Source organism: Sorangium sp. So ce327, assembly GCF_051530205.1.
GTDB classification, from domain to species: Bacteria; Myxococcota_A; Polyangia; order Polyangiales; family Polyangiaceae; genus Sorangium; species Sorangium cellulosum_B.
Window position 1 is genome coordinate 13459464 of the sequence record NZ_CP150330.1, and the last position, 16676, is coordinate 13476139.

Sequence of the window (16676 nt, forward strand, 5' to 3'; positions counted from 1 at the left end):
TGGCGCCGGGGCGTCGTGAACCGCCGTTCTCAGCCGGACGCGGCCGCGTGGAAGTTGGGCTCGAACAAGGCGTACTCTGCAGGGCATGCTGCTTGCCAATCGGCCTCGCATGCCCCGACGGTCGCTTGCGGTCGCTCTTTCTTCCTCGGTCCTTCTCTCGTTCTCCGGCGACGCCCTCGCCACGGGGGCCTGGCTGCCCGGCGCCGGACAGGCGTCGGTCGAGCAACGCGTCGCCGTCGCGGCCGGGCCGGAGCGCACGACGCTCTGGACGAGCCTGCGGTTCCAGGGCGCGAGCGGGCCGGTGGCCCTCGTCGTTCCGGTGCCGCCGCTCGCCGCGCTCGACACGAGCTCGGATGCGTGGTTCGAGGCGCTCGAGGCGGCGACGGCGCCCCGGGTGCTCCCGCCCCAGGGCGTCGACCCGTACTGCCCGGGGGAGGCGGGCGCGCCGAACCCCTTCGAGGCGGTCGGGCGGCTCGCCCACGAGGCCACGCTCGAGCCGGTCGAGGTGACGGTGCTCGAGGACGCCGACGCGGTCGCGCGCTGGGCGGCGTCGGCCGGGCTCGCGCTGTCCTCCGAGACGGCCGCGCAGCTCGGGGGTCTGCAAGGGATGCGGTTCGCGGCGGCCCGCTTCGACGCTCCCGGTGGCGCGGCGGTCACGAGGACGCTGCGCATCGCCATGGGCGGCGGCGAGCCGATCCTGCCGCTGTCGCTGGCCGGGGCGGGCGCAGGCGACGTGCAGGTGACGGCGTGGCTGCTCGGCGACGGCCGGGGCGCGCTCTCGGGCGCGGCGCCGGTGACGCTCCCGCCGGCCTCGCTGAGCTGGGACGCGAGCGCGCAGCGCAGCGATTACGCGGAGCTCCGCGCCGGAGCCCTCGGCCAGGCGGGGCTCCACGGGGCGCTCGTCGAGGGCGCGGGCCACGAGGCGCTGAGCCGCCGCATCTCCCTCGGCAGCGACAGCGTGGACAGCGTGATCGAGGCTTATTTCGCGCGCGCGAGCGCGTACGGCGACATCGGCGATGCGCCGGGCACGTGCGCCGCGGTCGCCGCGGCCGCGCTGGAGTCGAGCCTCAAGGTCGCCGCGAGCTGCCCGCGCGCCGCGCACGGCGTGGTCGACGGCGCGCTGGACTGCGCGGAGTCGCCCCGGAGGGACGAGGTCGATCCCGACCTCCTGCGCTGCGGTCCGGCCGCCGACGATCTCGCGGTGGGGCTCTCCGGGCTCGCGCCGTCGTCCGTGTGGCTGACCCGCGTCTCGCTCCGGCTCGCGGCCGGGCAGCCGGGCGCGGACTGGCCGCTGACCTTCGGGGAGGGCTCCGCGATCTCGCCGGTCGTGAGGGCCGGGCGCGTCCTCGTGGACGAGTGCTCCGGCGAGGGCGGCGCGGGCGGCTCGTCGGGCGTGGGCGGGCCCGACGGCCTGGGCGGCGGGCCGGGCAGCGGCGGATTTGGCCCGGCCAGCGGCTCGTCCGGCGCCGGGAAACCGCCGCCGGACGATGACGACTACTACGACGAGCCGGCCCCCGACGTGGGCTGCGGCTGCTCCGGCACCGCCGATACGGTGGTCGTGGACGACCTCGACACGCAGGACGTCGACGACGACGAGTACTACGCGGAGGACGACGGCTGCAGCGGGGACACGAGCGAGCCGGCGCCCGAGGACGAGTACTACGCGGAGGACGACGGCTGCAGCGGGGACACGAGCGAGTCCGAGGACGAGTACTATGCGGAGGACGACGGCTGCAGCGGGGACACGAGCGAGTCCGAGGACGAGTACTATGCGGAGGACGACGGCTGCAGCGGGGACACCGACGACTCCGCCGAGTCGGAGGACTGCTCGATCGCGGGCGAGCGGCAGTCGAGCGCCCGGAAGAAGCGGGGGCCGAAGCTGTCGGTGATGGCGCTCGGGATGTTTGCGCTGATCGCGCCCCTCCGGCGCGCGAGCCGGCCCCGGAGGAGCGGCTCGCGCGGCGGGCGGTAGGCCGCGCGGCGGCGCTCCGGGAGGGGGGGCGCACCGGAGGGGCGGTTCCCGTGGCATACTCCCTGGCGAGGTCATGACGTGAACGCGCCCGCCCGCCGGCTCTCCTTCACCTACGCCGAGTACCTCGAGCAGGAGCGGGCGAGCCCGACGAAGCACGAGTTCCTCGGCGGCGAGATCTTCGACATGGCCGGCGGCACGCCGGAGCACGCGCGGCTCGCGGCGCGGGTGACCGTGGCGCTCGGCGCGCAGCTCGGCCGGCGCCCCTGCGAGGTGTTCTCGTCCGACCTCCGCGTGCGCGTGCGCGCGACGGGCCTCGCCACCTACCCGGACGTGAGCGTCGTCTGCGGCCCGATCGCGCGCGATCCCGAGGACAAGGACGCGGTGGTCAACCCGCTGGTGCTCGTCGAGGTGCTGTCGGACTCCTCGGAGGCCTACGATCGGGGAGAGAAATTCGCGCATTACCGCCGGATCCCCTCGCTGCGGGAGTACGTCCTGGTCTCCCAGGCGCACCGGAGGATCGAGGTCTTCCGGCGCAACGAGGACGGCACGTGGACGCTCCACGAGGCCGGGCCCGGCGAGCGCGCGCGGCTCGCGTCGATCGACGCCCTGCTCGATGTGGACGAGGTGTACCGGGGCGCGCTCGAGGCCTCCGCGGCGGTCTGAGCGGCCGTCGTTCCACGGAGAGCCGATGCGCGACGTCCGGATGCGGGGTTTTCGCGAGCACACGGCGGTCGAGCGCGCGCTCGAGGTCCTGGAGCGGCGGATCCAGCGGCTCGGCGACGAGCTGGTCCCGATCGCCGAGGCGGTCGGGCGGGTGGCGGCGGAGCCCGTGCGCGCGCGGATCAGCGTCCCCCACTTCGTCCGCGCGGCCATGGACGGGTATGCGCTGCTCGGCGAGGCGACCGCCGGCGCGGCTGCGTCCGCGCCGGTGGAGCTCGCGCTCGTGGGCGCGTCGTTCCCCGGGCGCCCGCACGCGGGCGCGATTCGCCGGGGCGAGGCGGTGCGGATCACGACCGGCGCGCCGGTGCCGGAGGGCGCGGACGCGGTGCTGGTGGCGGAGCGCGCCGAGGAGGGCGCGGGCCGCGACGGGGCGGCGGTCGTGCGGGCGCGCGAGCCGGTGCCGTCCGGCAAGCACGTCGCGGCGATCGGCGAGGACGTGCTGGAGGGCGCGGAGGTCGTGCCGGCGGGGCGCCGGCTGCGCCCGCAGGACGTGGGCGTGCTCGCCTCGACCGGGGTCGCCGAGGTGCGCGTGGCGCGCAGGCCGTCGGTGCGGATCCTGATCACGGGCGACGAGCTCCTGCCGCCGGGGAGCGCGCCGAGCGGGGCGTGCATCGTCGACACGAACAGCCTGGTGCTCTCGGCGCTCGCGCGTCGTGACGGCGCGGAGGACATCGCCGTCGCGTACGTCCCCGACCGGCGCGAGGCGGTGCGGGGCGCCCTCGAGGCGGCGGGCGGGGACGTGGTGCTGGTCTCCGGCGGGTCGTCGGTCGGCTCGGAGGACCATGCGCCGCTCGTGCTCGCGGAGCTGGGTGAGGTGGTGGTCCACGGCGTCGCGATGCGCCCCGCGAAGCCCGCCGGGTTCGGCTTCTTGCCCGGGGGGCGGGCGGTGTTCCTGCTGCCGGGCAACCCGGTGTCGTGCCTCTGCGCCTACGAGTTCTTCGCCGGCCCGTCGATCCGCGCCCTCGGCGGCCTGCCGCGCGCGTGGCCCCACCGGCGGCGGCGGTGCGTGGTGGCGAGCGAGATCGTCTCCCAGCCGGGGCGGGTCGATTACGTGAGGGTGCGTGTCGAGGGAGATCGGGTGTTTCCGATCGCGACGAGCGGCGCGTCCATCCTGTCGTCGACGACGCGCGCGGACGGCGTGGTCATCGTGCAGGCCGAGGAGGCGGTGATCGGCGAGGGCGCCGAGGTCGAGGTGCTGCTCTACGACGCGTGAGGCGGGGGAGGGGCGCCGCGCTCGGAGCGCGCTTCGGGGACCTCCGGTGGCGCCGCGGCACGCGTGTTAAGGTGCGCCGTATGCTGCTCGCTTCTCGGATCGTCGTCACGTTGATCGGAGTCCTTCACATCTACATCCTCATCCTGGAGATGTTCTTGTGGCGCACGGAACGAGCGTACAAAGCGTTCGGTACGACCCCCGAGGTCGCCGCGATCACCGCGCCGCTGGCGGCCAACCAGGGGCTCTACAACGGATTCCTCGCCGCGGGCCTGCTCTGGGGCGTCATCCATCCGAACAGGGCCTTTGCATGGCAAATCCAGGCCTTCTTCCTCCTCTGCGTGGCCGTCGCCGGTGTCTACGGCGCCGCGACGGCAAAGCGATCCATCCTGTTCGTGCAGACCGTCCCGTCGGCCATCGGCCTCGCCCTGGTCCTGCTCGCCAATCAGGCGGGTGGCTGAAGCGGCTCGGCCGGCGGTGTCCGCGCGGCGGCGCGCCGCGGCACCCAACCTGGGACGCGGCGCGCCCGTTTCAAATTTCCGCGGTCCCGGACCGTGAAGCCGCTTCGCTTCGAGAGGACCGGTCGGCGCTCGAGGCGCACGTAAAGACGAACTCCGCCGGTGATGGAAGAATCCATCGATGATGGCCTTCTCCTCGCGTCGTTCCAAGCCGAATCCTGGATGCCAGGCTCCCGAGTTGCGATAGATTGGGCGCGACAGATTGGGCCTCGGCGCTGAGCTCTTCGCGGGCGAGGTTCGTCCTGCCGACATCGCACCGGCGGCCCACCGATTCCGCCCTTCCGTTCTGATCGCGCCTCGGCGCGACGAGGTAACGACCATGACCCAGATGAACCGCACACTCCGAGGCACTGCCAGATTCCTACTCCTCCCATTCCTCGCCATCCTCGCCGCGTCCGGATGTGGCGAGTCCTCTTCGCCCGGCGGGACCGGTGATGTCGACAACACCGGGGGGGCCGATCCGGGAACCGGAGGCGCCGCGGCGGGCAGCACGAGCGCGGGAACCGGAGGAGGCGCCGCGACGAGCAGCTCGAGCGCGGGGACCGGAGGCGCCGCGACGAGCAGCTCGAGCGCGGGGACCGGAGGCGCCGGGGCGGGCGCGACCGGATCGGGCAGCGGCGGGGAAGGCGCCGGCGGCGCGCCGAGCTCGAGCCCGACGTTCCACGTCTTCATGCTCATGGGTCAGTCGAACATGGCTGGCGTCGCGGACAAGCAGGCCAGCGACCAGAACTCCGACCAGCGGCTCAAGGTCCTCGGCGGATGCAACCAGCCGGCCGGACAGTGGAACGTGGCGAATCCGCCGCTCAGCGATTGCCCTGGTGAGAAGGGGTGGAACCTGTCGACGTCGGTCGACCCCGGCATCTGGTTCGGCAAGACCCTGCTCGGAAAGCTGCCCGAGGGGGATACGATCGGGCTGGTCGGTACCGCTGAGAGCGGTGAGTCGATCAACACGTTCATCTCTGGTGGCACGCATCACCAGATGATCTTGAACAAGATCGCCAAGGCGAAGACGGCCCCGAATGCGCGCTTCGCGGGCATCATCTTCCACCAGGGTGAGTCCGACAACGGCCAGGCCTCATGGCCCGGCAAGGTCGTTCAGCTCTATAACGAGGTGAAAGAGGCCTGGGGTGTCGACTACGACGTTCCCTTCATCCTCGGGGAGCTCCCCGCGGGCGGGTGCTGCAGCGGGCACAACAACCTCGTGCACCAGGCGGCCGACATGCTGCCTGATGGACACTGGGTCAGTCAGCAGGGGACCAAGGTCATGGATCAGTACCACTTCGATCATGCGTCCGTCGTCCTCATGGGCACGCGTTATGGCGAGAAGATGATCGAAGCCCTGAAGTGGTGACCTGAGGCATCCCCGCATGTTGACCTCGCCGAGGAGAGCTGCGGTGACTGCGCCTGCCGTGGTCGGTCGACCCTGAAACATCCTCTTCTCACCCCGGAGCGGGCGCGGGCCGCCGCCAGCCTGGGGCGCCGCGCCTCCGGGGCGTCAGAACCCGCCCTCCAGGCCGAAGTTCGGGACGGTGACAGGCCCGAACGTCGTCGGCTCGCACGGCGAGAACGCATCGCACATCCCCGGCAGGGTCTCCTTCGATAACGTCGTGTTGAGCACGTCGAGGACGACCGCCAGCCAGCCCGACTTCCCGATCGACCAGCGCTTCTCCAGGCGGACATCGAGGCGGAAGAACGGCGGCAGCCGCTCCCACCGCGGCGCTCCGCCGGCGAGGGATCCGGAGCCTCCGGGGACGCCGTCGATCGGCGGGAGCGTCGCGCCGCCGACCCTCTGGGGGAGCCCGGAGTAGAACACGAAGCGCCCGCCAGCCCTGTACCCGCGACCGAGGTCGTAGGTCAGCGCGACATTGGCCACGTGGGTCCGCTCGAACGAGCTCACTTGCCGGCTTCGGCCGATGCTCCGCGTGGAGCGCGACAGCGTGTACGACGCGAACCCGCCGACGCGCCGTGTGAGCCGCCGGTGGGCCGACAGCTCCACGCCGGTCGCGGCGCCGAGCGCGCGGAGCGTGAAGGCGTCCTCGACCGACTCGAGGCCCAGCGAGCCGAGCGCGTCGGTCATGTTGAAGAACGCGTTGTGGAACACCGAGACCGTGGCCGTGATGTCCTCCGGCAGCGCGAGCTCGACGCCGGCGCTCGACTGGAAGCTCCGCTGGAGGCCGTCCTTGAGGGCGGGGCGAAAGCCGGGGATCGGGACGACGAAGCTCGGCAGCTGGGAGGCGATGCCGTGCGCCTGCACGAACGTCACGCCGCGCCCGAGCGAGAGCCGCGCCGAGAGCCGCGGATCGACGGCGAGCGCGACCGTGTCGTCCGAGTGGTAGAGATCGAGCCGGAGCCCGGGGGTGATGCGCAGGCGCGGGGTGATCGCGATGTCGGACTCGATGTAGCCGCCCACCGTGACGTCGACGCGGCTCAGGAGGAGATCGTCGACGGGGACGTCGTCCTCATCGCCCGGAGGGTCGTCGGCGTCGGTCCCGAGATCGAGCTCGTTGTCGTCGATCACGGCGTCGATGCCGGCGCGGATCGTGGTCTCGTCGCGCAGCCGGTGAGCGAGCGAGAGGCGCGCGCCGAGGCTCCGCGTCAGGGCTTTCTGGCCGTCCCCGATCCCCGTCTCGTCGTGGCCGAGCGTCAGCGCGCCGCGCAGCGCGCTGCCCTGGCCATAGGTGTGGTCGTACCGGAGATCGAGCCGGTGAAATGTCGTGTCGAAGAGGGTCGTCCTCTCGCCGTCTTCGTCGCTCGCGAGGAAGTCGTGGGCGCCGAACGCGAAGAGGCTCACCCGGCCTTCCGGGACGACCTCGTAGGACAGCCGGGCCTGGTAATCCCAGTAATCGAGCGCGACCTCGGGGGCGGCGAGCGAGAGGAGCAACGCCGTGTACGAGTAGCGGCCGCCCACGAGCGCGACCCCTCGGTTTCCGGCGAAGGGGCCCTCGACGAGCCCGCCCACGTCGACGAGCCGCAGCATGCCCTCACCGTGCCAGTACGGGAGCGGCGGCGTCGTCTCGCCCGCGACGATGCCGCCGGCGTACCGACCGTGACGCGCGGGGTAGCCGCCAGGGTAGAGGTCGACGCGATCGACGATGCCGGGATGGACCACGGAGGGCCCGAGCCCGAGGTGATAGAGGTAGGGGACGCGGATTCCATCGAGGAAATAGCCGACGTTGCCCGGCGGTGAGCCGCGAACGTAGAAGAACGGCAGCCCCGAGACGATGGGGGTCACCCCGGGGAGCACCTCGAGGGCGCGGAAGGGGTCGCCGAACGCGCCAGGGACGATCCTGACCTCGCCGCGGCTCAGGCTGGAGACGCCGGGCGCCGGTTGCTCGCCGCGCACGGTGACCTCGATCGCGCGCGGCGCGCTCGGCGCCGGCCCGGCTGCCGTGGCCGGGCGCTCCGGCGCGGGCGCGGAGGCGCCGGGCGGCGCGGCTGCGGAGGCGCCGGGCGGCGCGGGTGATGCGGCTTCGGTGAAGCGGACCTCGACGCGGATCCTGGCGGCGACCGGCGCGCCGCTCCTGGTGGCCGGCGCGAAGCGGAACGCCGTTGCGGCGGCCACGGCGGCCGATGCGAACGGCTCCACGCCATCCTCGGCGACCGCGGAGCGGACGGTCCCGTCCGCGTTGATCGTGAGAACGAGGCGGACCGTCGCGTCACCATGCGCCCCAGCAGGGTAGTCGGCGCCGAGCGGCGTGAGCGGCGTGGGCGGGACGAGCGCTGCCGGCGGCGCATCGGGGGGCGGCGCTGCCGGCGGCGCATCGGGGGGCGGCGCATCACCGGACGGCTCCGCAGGCGGCTTTGCATGGGGCCGCGGCGTGTCGGGCGCGGCGGCGGCGAGGCACGGCGCGAGCGCGCTCGCGAGCAGCGCTGCGGCTGCCGTGGATCGCCGGAGGAAGCGCATCGCCGCGCCGCGGAGGGGCCGCTCAGCGAGGACCAGCGCGGGGCGATGCGCCGCAGAGCGTTGCGGCCAAGTGATCGAAATCATGTGATTTTTATGTAAACGGCGCTCGCGCCGACGTCCTGATGGGCTTCCCGGGGAACCGGTCGATCGGATCGCTCTCGTCGGATCGGGGTGTTCCGGAGGACGACCGCCAGCTTCTGCCATGATCTACGCCGAACGACCGCTCACTTCCCCCTCACCGGCTCGAACAGCACGTTGCGCTACCAGGTCTTCCTGTGGAGCGTCCACTTCGGACCGCTCTGGTCGGTGGGCGATGACAGCGCAATGCGATTGCTGGAGCCCTGTTTGCCGCGAATCCTTCAACGACCACCCCTTGCCTCGCTTGGTACCGCACTCGTACGGCAGTATCCTCGGGCAAACGCATGACCGTCCGACTTATCTTCTCCCTCCTGCCCGTCCTTGCGCCGGTCGCCTGGCTGACGGGCTGCAGCGACGGCGAGCGCCCCTCGACGCCCGAATCGTCGACGTCCTCAGGCTCAGGCGGCGCGAACCCGGGCGGCGGCGGCGCGGTGGCGACGACCTCCGAGGCCACCGGCGCGGGGGGCGGCGCGACGACCGGCGGCGCGACGATCGGCAGCACGACCGTCAGCAGCACGACCACCGGCGGCGGCGGGGCGGAGCCCGTCGCGCCCGGGATCGTCAAGCTCGGCGAGGGAAAGCTCGCGGAGTCGGGGCTCACCGTGGTGTCCTACGGCGGCTACCTGAACGGCGAGTCGTTCCAGCAGGACGCGATCGTGTCGTTCGGCGGCTTCCAGTACACCGCCTTCTGGAACACCAACCGCAACGTCGTCCTCGCGCGACGCCGGCTGCCGGCGAGCGCCGGCGGAGCGGCAGGCGCCTGGGAGAAGTTCGACTTCAAGGATTATCGGCTGAGCGCCGACGACGCCCACAACACGATCTCTCTCGGGATCGCGCCAGGCGACGGCACGCTGCACCTCGCGTTCGATCACCACGGCAGCAACCTGCACTACCGCCGCTCGGTCACGGGTCTCCTGACGGACCCGGAAGGCGCGGCCTGGGCCGCCTCGAGCTTCGGCGCCGTCTCGAGCGCGCTCGTCGGATCGACCCGCGTGTCCCTCGTGACGTACCCGCGGTTCGTCACCGAGCCCGGCGGGGACAGGATGCTCCTGAGCGCCCGGATCGGCGAGAGCGGCAGCGGCGACGAGCACCTGTGGGAGTACGACGCCACGACGCACGCCTGGACAGCGCTCGGCGAGTACATCGAGGGCACCGACGCCAGCATGAACGCCTACCTGCACGGCCTGTCGTACACGCGCGGCGGCGCGCGCCTGCACGCGGCGTGGTGCTGGCGGGACACGCCCGACGCGACGACCAACCACGATCTCCTGTACGTCTACAGCGACGATCACGGTCGCACCTGGAAGAACAACGCTGGCGCCACGGTCGCGACGACCGGCGCCTCCTTCGTCTCGCTGCGCACCGAGGGCCTGTCCGTGTGGCCCATCGGCCAGAACCGAGGGCTCATCAACCAGGAACACATGACGGTCGACGCGAGCGGCCGCGTCCATGTGCTGCTCTCGCACCTCCCCGACGCCGAGGCCGACAATTCGAACTTCACAAGCGCCCGGACACGCAGCGAGTTCTTCCATTATCTCCGCGACACCGACGGGGCCTGGGCGCGCCACGGCATCGGCCTGAGGGTGGTCCAGAACTTCCGGGGCAAGCTCGCGATCTCCTCCACCGAGAACGTCTATGCGATCCTCCCCGATCTCCGCATCGCCGGCGCCTCCCCGAGCGACGGTTACGCGACCTGGACGCTCCTCGACGCCGCCGACTCGGGCCGGTTCTTCTCCGATCCTCTGATCGACGCCGCCCGGCTCGAGACCTCGGACGAGCTCACCGTGTACTACCCAGCGCGGAGCTCCGTGGACATCTGGGGCCTGGAGTACACGCTCCGCTGAGCCGGGCGAAGGGCGCTCCTCGGGCCCGAGCGCGCGCTTCACGGCCCCGTTCCCCAGGGCGAGCGCGCGGGCTCGCTCGCCGCGCCGTCCCCGTTGCCCGGCAGCTCTCCTCTGATCGACGGATCTTCCGGTTGTTCCACCGGGCGACGCGCGTGATGCTCGCGGGGCGCGCTCCGCGTCCGTATCGGACGAGCCGCGACCGGCGCTGAGCGGTCCAGTCAGAGCGGCAGTCCCTGCTCCATGGGGACGCGCGTCGCGCTCGCTCTCGCGCAGGCACGCTCGGTGCTCGCCCTGAGGCGCGGTCTTGCCGGTGGCGAGGGCGTGCACTGCCGCGAACGCCGCGGCGGCAAGGGACACTCGCGCAGCGAGCCCCGGCGCGCTCCGGCCAGGAGGAGCGTTACTCATGAACCCGGACGCGTTCGTCAAGCGCCGATTCGCATTCATCCTCGGGGGAATGGTCGCGGTCTCCGCGTATTTTCAGGCCTCCGGGGTATCTCAGCTCGTCGCTCACCAGATCACGCGGGACGGCGAGGCCTCCGCCCCCCTCGTCATGGATCCGGTCGACGTGCCGCCCTCCGACGATCCCCCGCCGAGCGCGGCGCCGATCCTGGAGCGCAATCCATTCGACTCGACGACAGGGCCGCTCGTACCCCCGCCGAGCGCCGCGCCCGCCGGCCCGGCGGACCTCTCGCAGCTCGACCCCTACCTCGCTCCACCCTGCGATACGGGCCGCGTCGTGCTGATCGCCATGTCCGAGGACCCCGAATGGTCGTTCGCCGCCGTCGAGAGCGACGGCGGACACACGGCGCTCGGGCGGCGAGGCGGAGAGATCGCCGGCCGCAAGGTCGAGGACATCGCCTGGGATCGGGTGTGGATGACCTCGACCTCGGGGGGCGCGCGCTGCCAGATGCAGCTCGGCAAGAAGGGCGGAGAGGGCGGCAAGAAGGAGCCCGAGCCGCAGGCGGCAGCGCCGGCTCCGTCCCGCGCGACGTACCGCCCGAGCAGCAGGAGCGATGTCCCGCCCGAGATCGCCTCGCGGATGCAGCGGGTGAGCGACACGGAGATCGACATCGATCGCTCGGCGGCCGAGAAGATCTTCGCGCAGCCCGAGCTCGTGACGCAGACCTCGGCGGCGATACCGGAGATGCGGGACAACAAGGTGGTCGGGCTGAAGATGATGGTCAAGCCCGGCTCGGTGCTCGAGTCGTTCGGGGTGCAGAGCGGCGATATCGTGAAGTCGATCAACGGCATCGACCTGACCGACCCACAGAAGGCCATGCTGGCCTACTCGCGCATGCGCTCCGACAAGAGCCTTTCCGTCGTCGTCGAGCGCGACGGCCGCCCGACGCGGCTCAGGGTCAACATCCGCTGAGGCGAGGAGGCAGGCCCGGCCGGTCGCCGGGCCCCGCGCAGGAGCGGGGCCGGGCGCCCCCTGGCCTTGTCGCACCCGCGGGCGCTCCGGCGCGGAGCGACAGAACAGATGCGGCGCTCACCCGTCAGACCGAGCACCCGCTCTGTCCGCGGGAGGGGAAGACCATGAACGAACTCGGAATCGTGTGGGTGAAGCGAGCGCTCCTCGGCGGCGCGCTCGCGCTGGGGCTCTCGGGGGCGGGGGTCGCGTGCAATGCCCAGAGAGCCTCCGAAGCGTCGGCGCCTCCGGAGGCGTCCCCGGCGTCGATGCCGCTGGGGAACGCCGCCGAGGCGAAGCGCGAGGCCGTGGCGTCGGCCGCCGAACCCCTGAGGGCGCGTGAGCTCGCCGCCCCCACGCTCGACATGGCAGGCGGGAAGGGGCGCGCAGGCGCTGGCGGCATGGTGGCCCCCGCCCCGGCGCCGGGCGAGGGCGCGGCCCGCGCCGCGGCGCCCGAGGCCGCGGGCCTCGACCCGAACGGCCGCTTCGCCACCACGTACCGCCCCGGCGGCGGCCACCTCGCCGCGTTCGAGTCCGCGGTCGCGCGCGGCATCGTCCCGCCCGACGGGCGCGAGCTCGTCAGCGACGTCGGCGCCCGCTACGCCCCGTCGATCGACGTCCCGAAGGGCTCGGCGCTCGCCCTGCGCACGGACCTCGAGCGCACGCGGGTCCCGCCCGGCGGCGGCCCGGTGCACGTGCGCGTCGCGCTCCGCTCGACCGGGCAGGCGCCCGCGGCGCGGCCGCACCTGTCGGTGCACCTCGTGCTCGACGTGAGCGGCTCCATGCAGGGCGAGCCCATGGCGCGGGCGCGCGACGCGGCCCGGGCGCTCGTCGACAAGCTCGACGCGAACGACGACTTCTCCCTCGTCACCTTCTCGAGCGGCGCCGACGTCAGGATCGACGATGGGCCCGTCGGGCCGCGGCGGGCGGCGATCAAGGCGACGATCGACGGCATCCGCGAGGGCGGCGGCACCAACATCGGCCAGGGCCTGGCGCTCGGCTACGCGCAGGCCGCCCGGCCGGGCATCCCGGAGGGCGCGGTGAAGGTCGTGCTGCTGCTCTCCGACGGCCGCGCGAACTCCGGGATCACGAGCTCGGAGCGGCTCTCGCGGCTCGCGCTCGACGCCTTCCAGGGCGGCGTCCAGACGAGCACGTTCGGGCTCGGAGCCGACTACGACGGCGCGCTGATGAGCTCCATCGCGAGCGACGGCGCGGGCGGGTACTACTACCTGCGCGATCCGGATCAGATCGCCCCGGCCCTCGCGACGGAGCTCGACAGGCGGCTCGATCCGGTCGCGACCGCGGTCGAGCTGCGGGTGCGGCTGAAGCCGGACGTGAAGCTGCTCCAGGTCTACGGGTCGCGCCGGCTGAACGACGTGGAGGCGGCGCGCGTGCGGACGATCGAGGTCGCGGCGGACGCGCAGTCCGCGCGGCGCGACGGCATCGAGCGGGACCGGCAGGACGACGCCGAGGGCGGGATGCGGTTCTTCATCCCGGCGTTCTCGCGCGACGACAGCCACGCGATGCTCTTCAAGCTGGGCCTGCCGGCGGGCGCGGACGCGCGGGCCATCGCGGCGATCGAGCTCAAGTACAAGGACCGCGTCGCCAAGAAGAACGTCGTGGACGAGGCGCCGCTCCGGGTCGCGTACGCGACCGGCGACGCGGACAGCGCGGCGAGCGCCGACCCGTCGGTCGCTCGCACGATCCAGGGCTTCGCCGCCGGCGAGACGCTGGCCGAGGCCGCCCGCCAGATCGCGCTCGGCGATCGCGCCCGCGCCGCCGCGCTGCTCTCCGAGCGGGAGGGGATCCTGCATGCCGCGGCCGAGGCGCTCGGGGAGCCGCTCTTCCTGAAGGACGCGGCCCGCCTCGCGCGCCTCCGCGGCCACGCCGGGGCCGCGGGCGGCCTGGGGGATCCGCTCGTCCTGGCGATGCTCCTCGAGACGGCCTCGCGGACGCACCTTCACTGAGGGCGGGGCTCGGGGCACGATGGCGCAGGGGCGATGCACCGGCGGAGCCGAGGGGCGGACATGACCCAGACATTCACACTCCGGCGCGATGTGGCGGCGCAGCACGTCGACGTCGCGCCGGGCGGCGAGATCGTCCTCCGCGGCAAGCTGGTCTGCTCGACCGACGCCTCGGTCATCGACGCGGCGACGACGACCTGGCCCGCGGGCGCGCCGGGCGGCGCGTCGGTCGACAGCGGCGGGCTCGTCGACCTCGAGCAGGGCGGCTTTCACATGACGAGCCGCGACCCCGCGACCCACGAGGTCCACGCCATCGCGACCGGGGATCCGGCCCCCGCGTGCGCGCTCGCGGGCGTGGAAGCCCCGTGCCTCCCGCTCCGGCTCCTGCCGCTCGCGCGCTCGCGGCTCCAGACGGCGCAGGAGCTGGGCAGCTGCCTTCACGGGGGCATCACGGTCGAGGTGCCGGACGCCGTGCTCCCGCCCGTCGCGCCCGCGGCCGTTCCTTACGTGCAGGGCGCGGCCGTGCTGCTCGGCGCCTCCGTGGTCGTGGCGATCGGGTGGGTCGTGCAGCGCCGGCGCGCCCGATCGCCGTTCGGCCGCCTGCTCGATCTCGCGAAGCGCACCCGGGCCAAGCTGAGGGCCGCCGACCCGGTCGTGGCCGCGCCGCTCGTGCCGGCCGTGGAGGCCGCGCTGGGCGCGCTGAAGCGGCGGCGTGTGGACGCCGCCTCGACGGAGGGCAAGCGGGTCGCGGAGGTGCTGCGGCGGGTGGAGCTACGCCTCGACGCGTCGGCCGTGGAGGCGCGCGCCGACAGGGAGCAGCAGGCGGCGGACGAGCTCGTCCGCGAGATCGAGAGCGCGCTCGAGGCGGTCGACGAGGTGGACGGCGCGCGGCGCGGGCGGGCCTGAGGTCGGCCAGCCCGCCGGAGGTCTGCGCGACGCCGCTGTCGGGCGGCGTCCATCTCGCCTCCATCCGCGCGATGGTCCGGCTGCTCGCCGCCTCCGGCGAGCGCGGCGAGCGGCGCGCCCAGCGTGCGCCGATGAAGCACGCCAAGCCGGCGCTCACCGCCACGGCCCCCAACCCGATCTGGACGTGGGACATCACCAGGCCGCGCGGGCCGCTGCCTGGGGTCTTCTACTGCCTGTACGTCGTCCTCGACCTGTTGAGTCGCATGACCGTCGGCTGGAGCCTGAACGCGCCTCTCTGCGCGAGCCACGCATAGGATTCTCGTCCGGCCTGTCTCAGTCCTGTTGGCATTTTCCGCCCCCTCTGTGCCAACGTTAGGTGAGAAACACGAGCAATGAAACCGCGCAAAATGGCGTTGTGTCGCGGTCGCTCCATGGCGTATAAATCCAGTCGAAGGACCACATGATCTTCCAGAGAGAGCATGGGTGTCCGGATCAGGTTTCGGGCTCTGCGAATGCGCGACAGAGAGTCCCTGACAGGCGAGTCGCTTCGTGTGCATCTTCGGGAAACATTGGAAACACCTATGAAAAATTCAAAGCAGAATCAGTCCTCTCGTTGGTTCATACTGGCGTTCGCGTCAGTCGCGCTGGCAGCCTGTGGCGGTGATGACGATACCACAGGGCCCTCGAGCAGCTCATCGTCTTCCAGCAGCTCTTCGTCCTCCAGCTCCAGCTCCAGCTCATCTTCGAGCAGCTCCAGCTCGTCTTCGAGCAGCGCCAGCTCGTCTTCGAGCAGCTCCAGCTCGTCTTCGAGCAGCTCCAGCTCGTCTGGTGGCGATCTCGCGTTGGTGGTCGCCATCGACTCCGGTAGCAACTCGAGCTCAATGGTTGACGGCGTGGAGTACCAGGCGGACAAATACGCTAGCGGTGGTACGGCCAACAGCACGCAAGACGCTGTCGTTGGTGGGCAGCTCTATCAAACAGAGCGGTATGGCTCATTCAAATATGAAATCCCGGTTACCGCCAATGGCAACTACACCGTGAAGTTGCATTTTGCGGAGATTGATAAGACCAGCGCTGGTTCACGCAGCTTTGACGTTGCGATCGAAGGCAACACGGTTGTCAGTGATCTGGATATTTATGCCGAAGTCGGCGCTGACGTGGGCCACACGGAGACCTTCGCGGATATTGCGGTAAATGACGGCAGCGTCACGATTGAGCTGATGAAGGGTGTAGATAACCCCACCATCGCGGGGTTCGCTATTTTCTCCAACGATGGAGAGTTGGATACAACACCGGTCACGCCCCTCCCCGATTTCTCCAAGTACTCAGCCTACACTCAGCAATACACTGAGAAGACTGTGATCAATTCGAATCACGCGACGGGCCACGTCGGTGATTTCTTCTTCACCCACTGGAAGGATGGCGGCTCGACATCGTTGACTGTGGACCCGAATGGCGAGTTCAGCGTGACCTGGCAGGGCGGCGGCTATAACTATGTCGGTGGTCCAGGGTGGCATTACGGAGATGAGAAACGGGTGATCGGCTACCGCCTCAATAGCGACAGCGGCGCGAGCTATATCGCTTTGTACGGCTGGGGGTACGACAAGAGCATGCCCACGTCGAACGCGGCACACCTGGTGGAGTATTACATCCTGCAGCGATGGAGTTATGACCCCAGCCAGGGTGCCACCGCTGGCAAGACCTTCACGAGCGATGGGGTTCAGTATTCCACGTACCGCTCGACGCGGAACCAGCAGCCCTCTATCAATGGTCGCTCCACCTTCTACCAATACTGGAGCAAGCCTGCTCAGCCGCGGGCCCTCGGACAGGATAACAAGATCATCTTCGCCGATCACGTGAAGGCATGGGCCGACAATGGCTGGATTGTCCCGAACATGAACAACCTGGATGCGAGCGACGATCCCACCTATCAGGTCCTGGCCGTCGAGGTGTTCAACCCCGGTAGCAATGGAACTGCAGCTGGTCGCGTCTGGAACGCGACGCCCTGATCCCAAGAAAATGGGGCGCGCCTGAACGTTTCGTGGGCGTACGGAGCGAACGCCCGTCGAATGCCTCGATGGCGCCGTGCTCG

The 16676-nt window shown here is 71.5% G+C and carries 13 protein-coding genes; 11 read left to right on the top strand and 2 right to left on the bottom strand.

The window, feature by feature from the left end:
- The first annotated feature begins 109 nt into the window (after positions 1–109).
- From WME95_RS50595 to WME95_RS50615, 5 genes are all read left to right on the top strand, one after another.
- The gene (locus tag WME95_RS50595; RefSeq protein WP_437906319.1) at positions 110–1972 is read left to right on the top strand and encodes a DUF2330 domain-containing protein; all 1863 of its coding nucleotides are present in this window, start codon (positions 110–112) and stop codon (positions 1970–1972) included.
- Positions 1973–2050: 78 nt separating this feature from the next.
- A complete protein-coding gene (locus WME95_RS50600) occupies positions 2051–2635 on the top strand; it encodes a Uma2 family endonuclease (RefSeq protein WP_437906320.1) in 585 nt (194 codons plus the stop codon).
- A gap of 25 nt (positions 2636–2660) precedes the next feature.
- Positions 2661–3905 (top strand): molybdopterin molybdotransferase MoeA, encoded by a 1245-nt coding sequence (locus WME95_RS50605; RefSeq protein ID WP_437906321.1) that lies wholly within the window; start codon positions 2661–2663, stop codon positions 3903–3905.
- Between the two features lie 80 nt (positions 3906–3985).
- Positions 3986–4363 carry a DUF1304 domain-containing protein gene (locus WME95_RS50610; RefSeq protein WP_437906322.1) on the top strand — a complete coding sequence of 126 codons (378 nt, stop codon included), beginning with the start codon at positions 3986–3988 and terminating at the stop codon, positions 4361–4363.
- Positions 4364–4748: 385 nt separating this feature from the next.
- Positions 4749–5771 (top strand): sialate O-acetylesterase, encoded by a 1023-nt coding sequence (locus WME95_RS50615; RefSeq protein ID WP_437906323.1) that lies wholly within the window; start codon positions 4749–4751, stop codon positions 5769–5771.
- Between the two features lie 144 nt (positions 5772–5915).
- Here the strand turns inward: WME95_RS50615 and WME95_RS50620 are convergent, their stop codons facing one another.
- Positions 5916–8408 carry a TonB-dependent receptor plug domain-containing protein gene (locus tag WME95_RS50620; protein ID WP_437906324.1) on the bottom strand — a complete coding sequence of 831 codons (2493 nt, stop codon included), beginning with the start codon at positions 8406–8408 and terminating at the stop codon, positions 5916–5918.
- A gap of 338 nt (positions 8409–8746) precedes the next feature.
- Between WME95_RS50620 and WME95_RS50625 the strand changes: the two genes are divergently transcribed.
- The 5 genes from WME95_RS50625 (at position 8747) to WME95_RS50645 (ending at position 14898) form a co-directional block, all read left to right on the top strand.
- Complete coding sequence (locus tag WME95_RS50625) at positions 8747–10306, top strand: BNR repeat-containing protein (RefSeq protein WP_437906325.1); 1560 nt, start codon at positions 8747–8749, stop codon at positions 10304–10306.
- A gap of 403 nt (positions 10307–10709) precedes the next feature.
- Positions 10710–11678, top strand: coding sequence for a type II secretion system protein GspC (gene gspC, locus WME95_RS50630; protein WP_437906326.1), 969 nt, complete (start codon positions 10710–10712; stop codon positions 11676–11678).
- Positions 11679–11842: 164 nt separating this feature from the next.
- Positions 11843–13681, top strand: coding sequence for a vWA domain-containing protein (locus WME95_RS50635; RefSeq protein WP_437906327.1), 1839 nt, complete (start codon positions 11843–11845; stop codon positions 13679–13681).
- Positions 13682–13741: 60 nt separating this feature from the next.
- On the top strand, positions 13742–14584 hold the full coding sequence (locus tag WME95_RS50640) for a hypothetical protein (protein WP_437906328.1): 843 nt from the start codon (positions 13742–13744) through the stop codon (positions 14582–14584).
- A 71-nt stretch (positions 14585–14655) separates the two neighbouring features.
- On the top strand, positions 14656–14898 hold the full coding sequence (locus WME95_RS50645; protein WP_437906329.1) for a hypothetical protein: 243 nt from the start codon (positions 14656–14658) through the stop codon (positions 14896–14898).
- Between the two features lie 287 nt (positions 14899–15185).
- Here the strand turns inward: WME95_RS50645 and WME95_RS50650 are convergent, their stop codons facing one another.
- On the bottom strand, positions 15186–15440 hold the full coding sequence (locus WME95_RS50650) for a hypothetical protein (protein WP_437548351.1): 255 nt from the start codon (positions 15438–15440) through the stop codon (positions 15186–15188).
- Positions 15441–15465: 25 nt separating this feature from the next.
- Here WME95_RS50650 and WME95_RS50655 point away from each other — a divergent pair, with 25 nt between their 5' ends.
- On the top strand, positions 15466–16593 hold the full coding sequence (locus tag WME95_RS50655; protein ID WP_437906330.1) for a glycoside hydrolase family 11 protein: 1128 nt from the start codon (positions 15466–15468) through the stop codon (positions 16591–16593).
- Positions 16594–16676 lie beyond the last annotated feature (83 nt).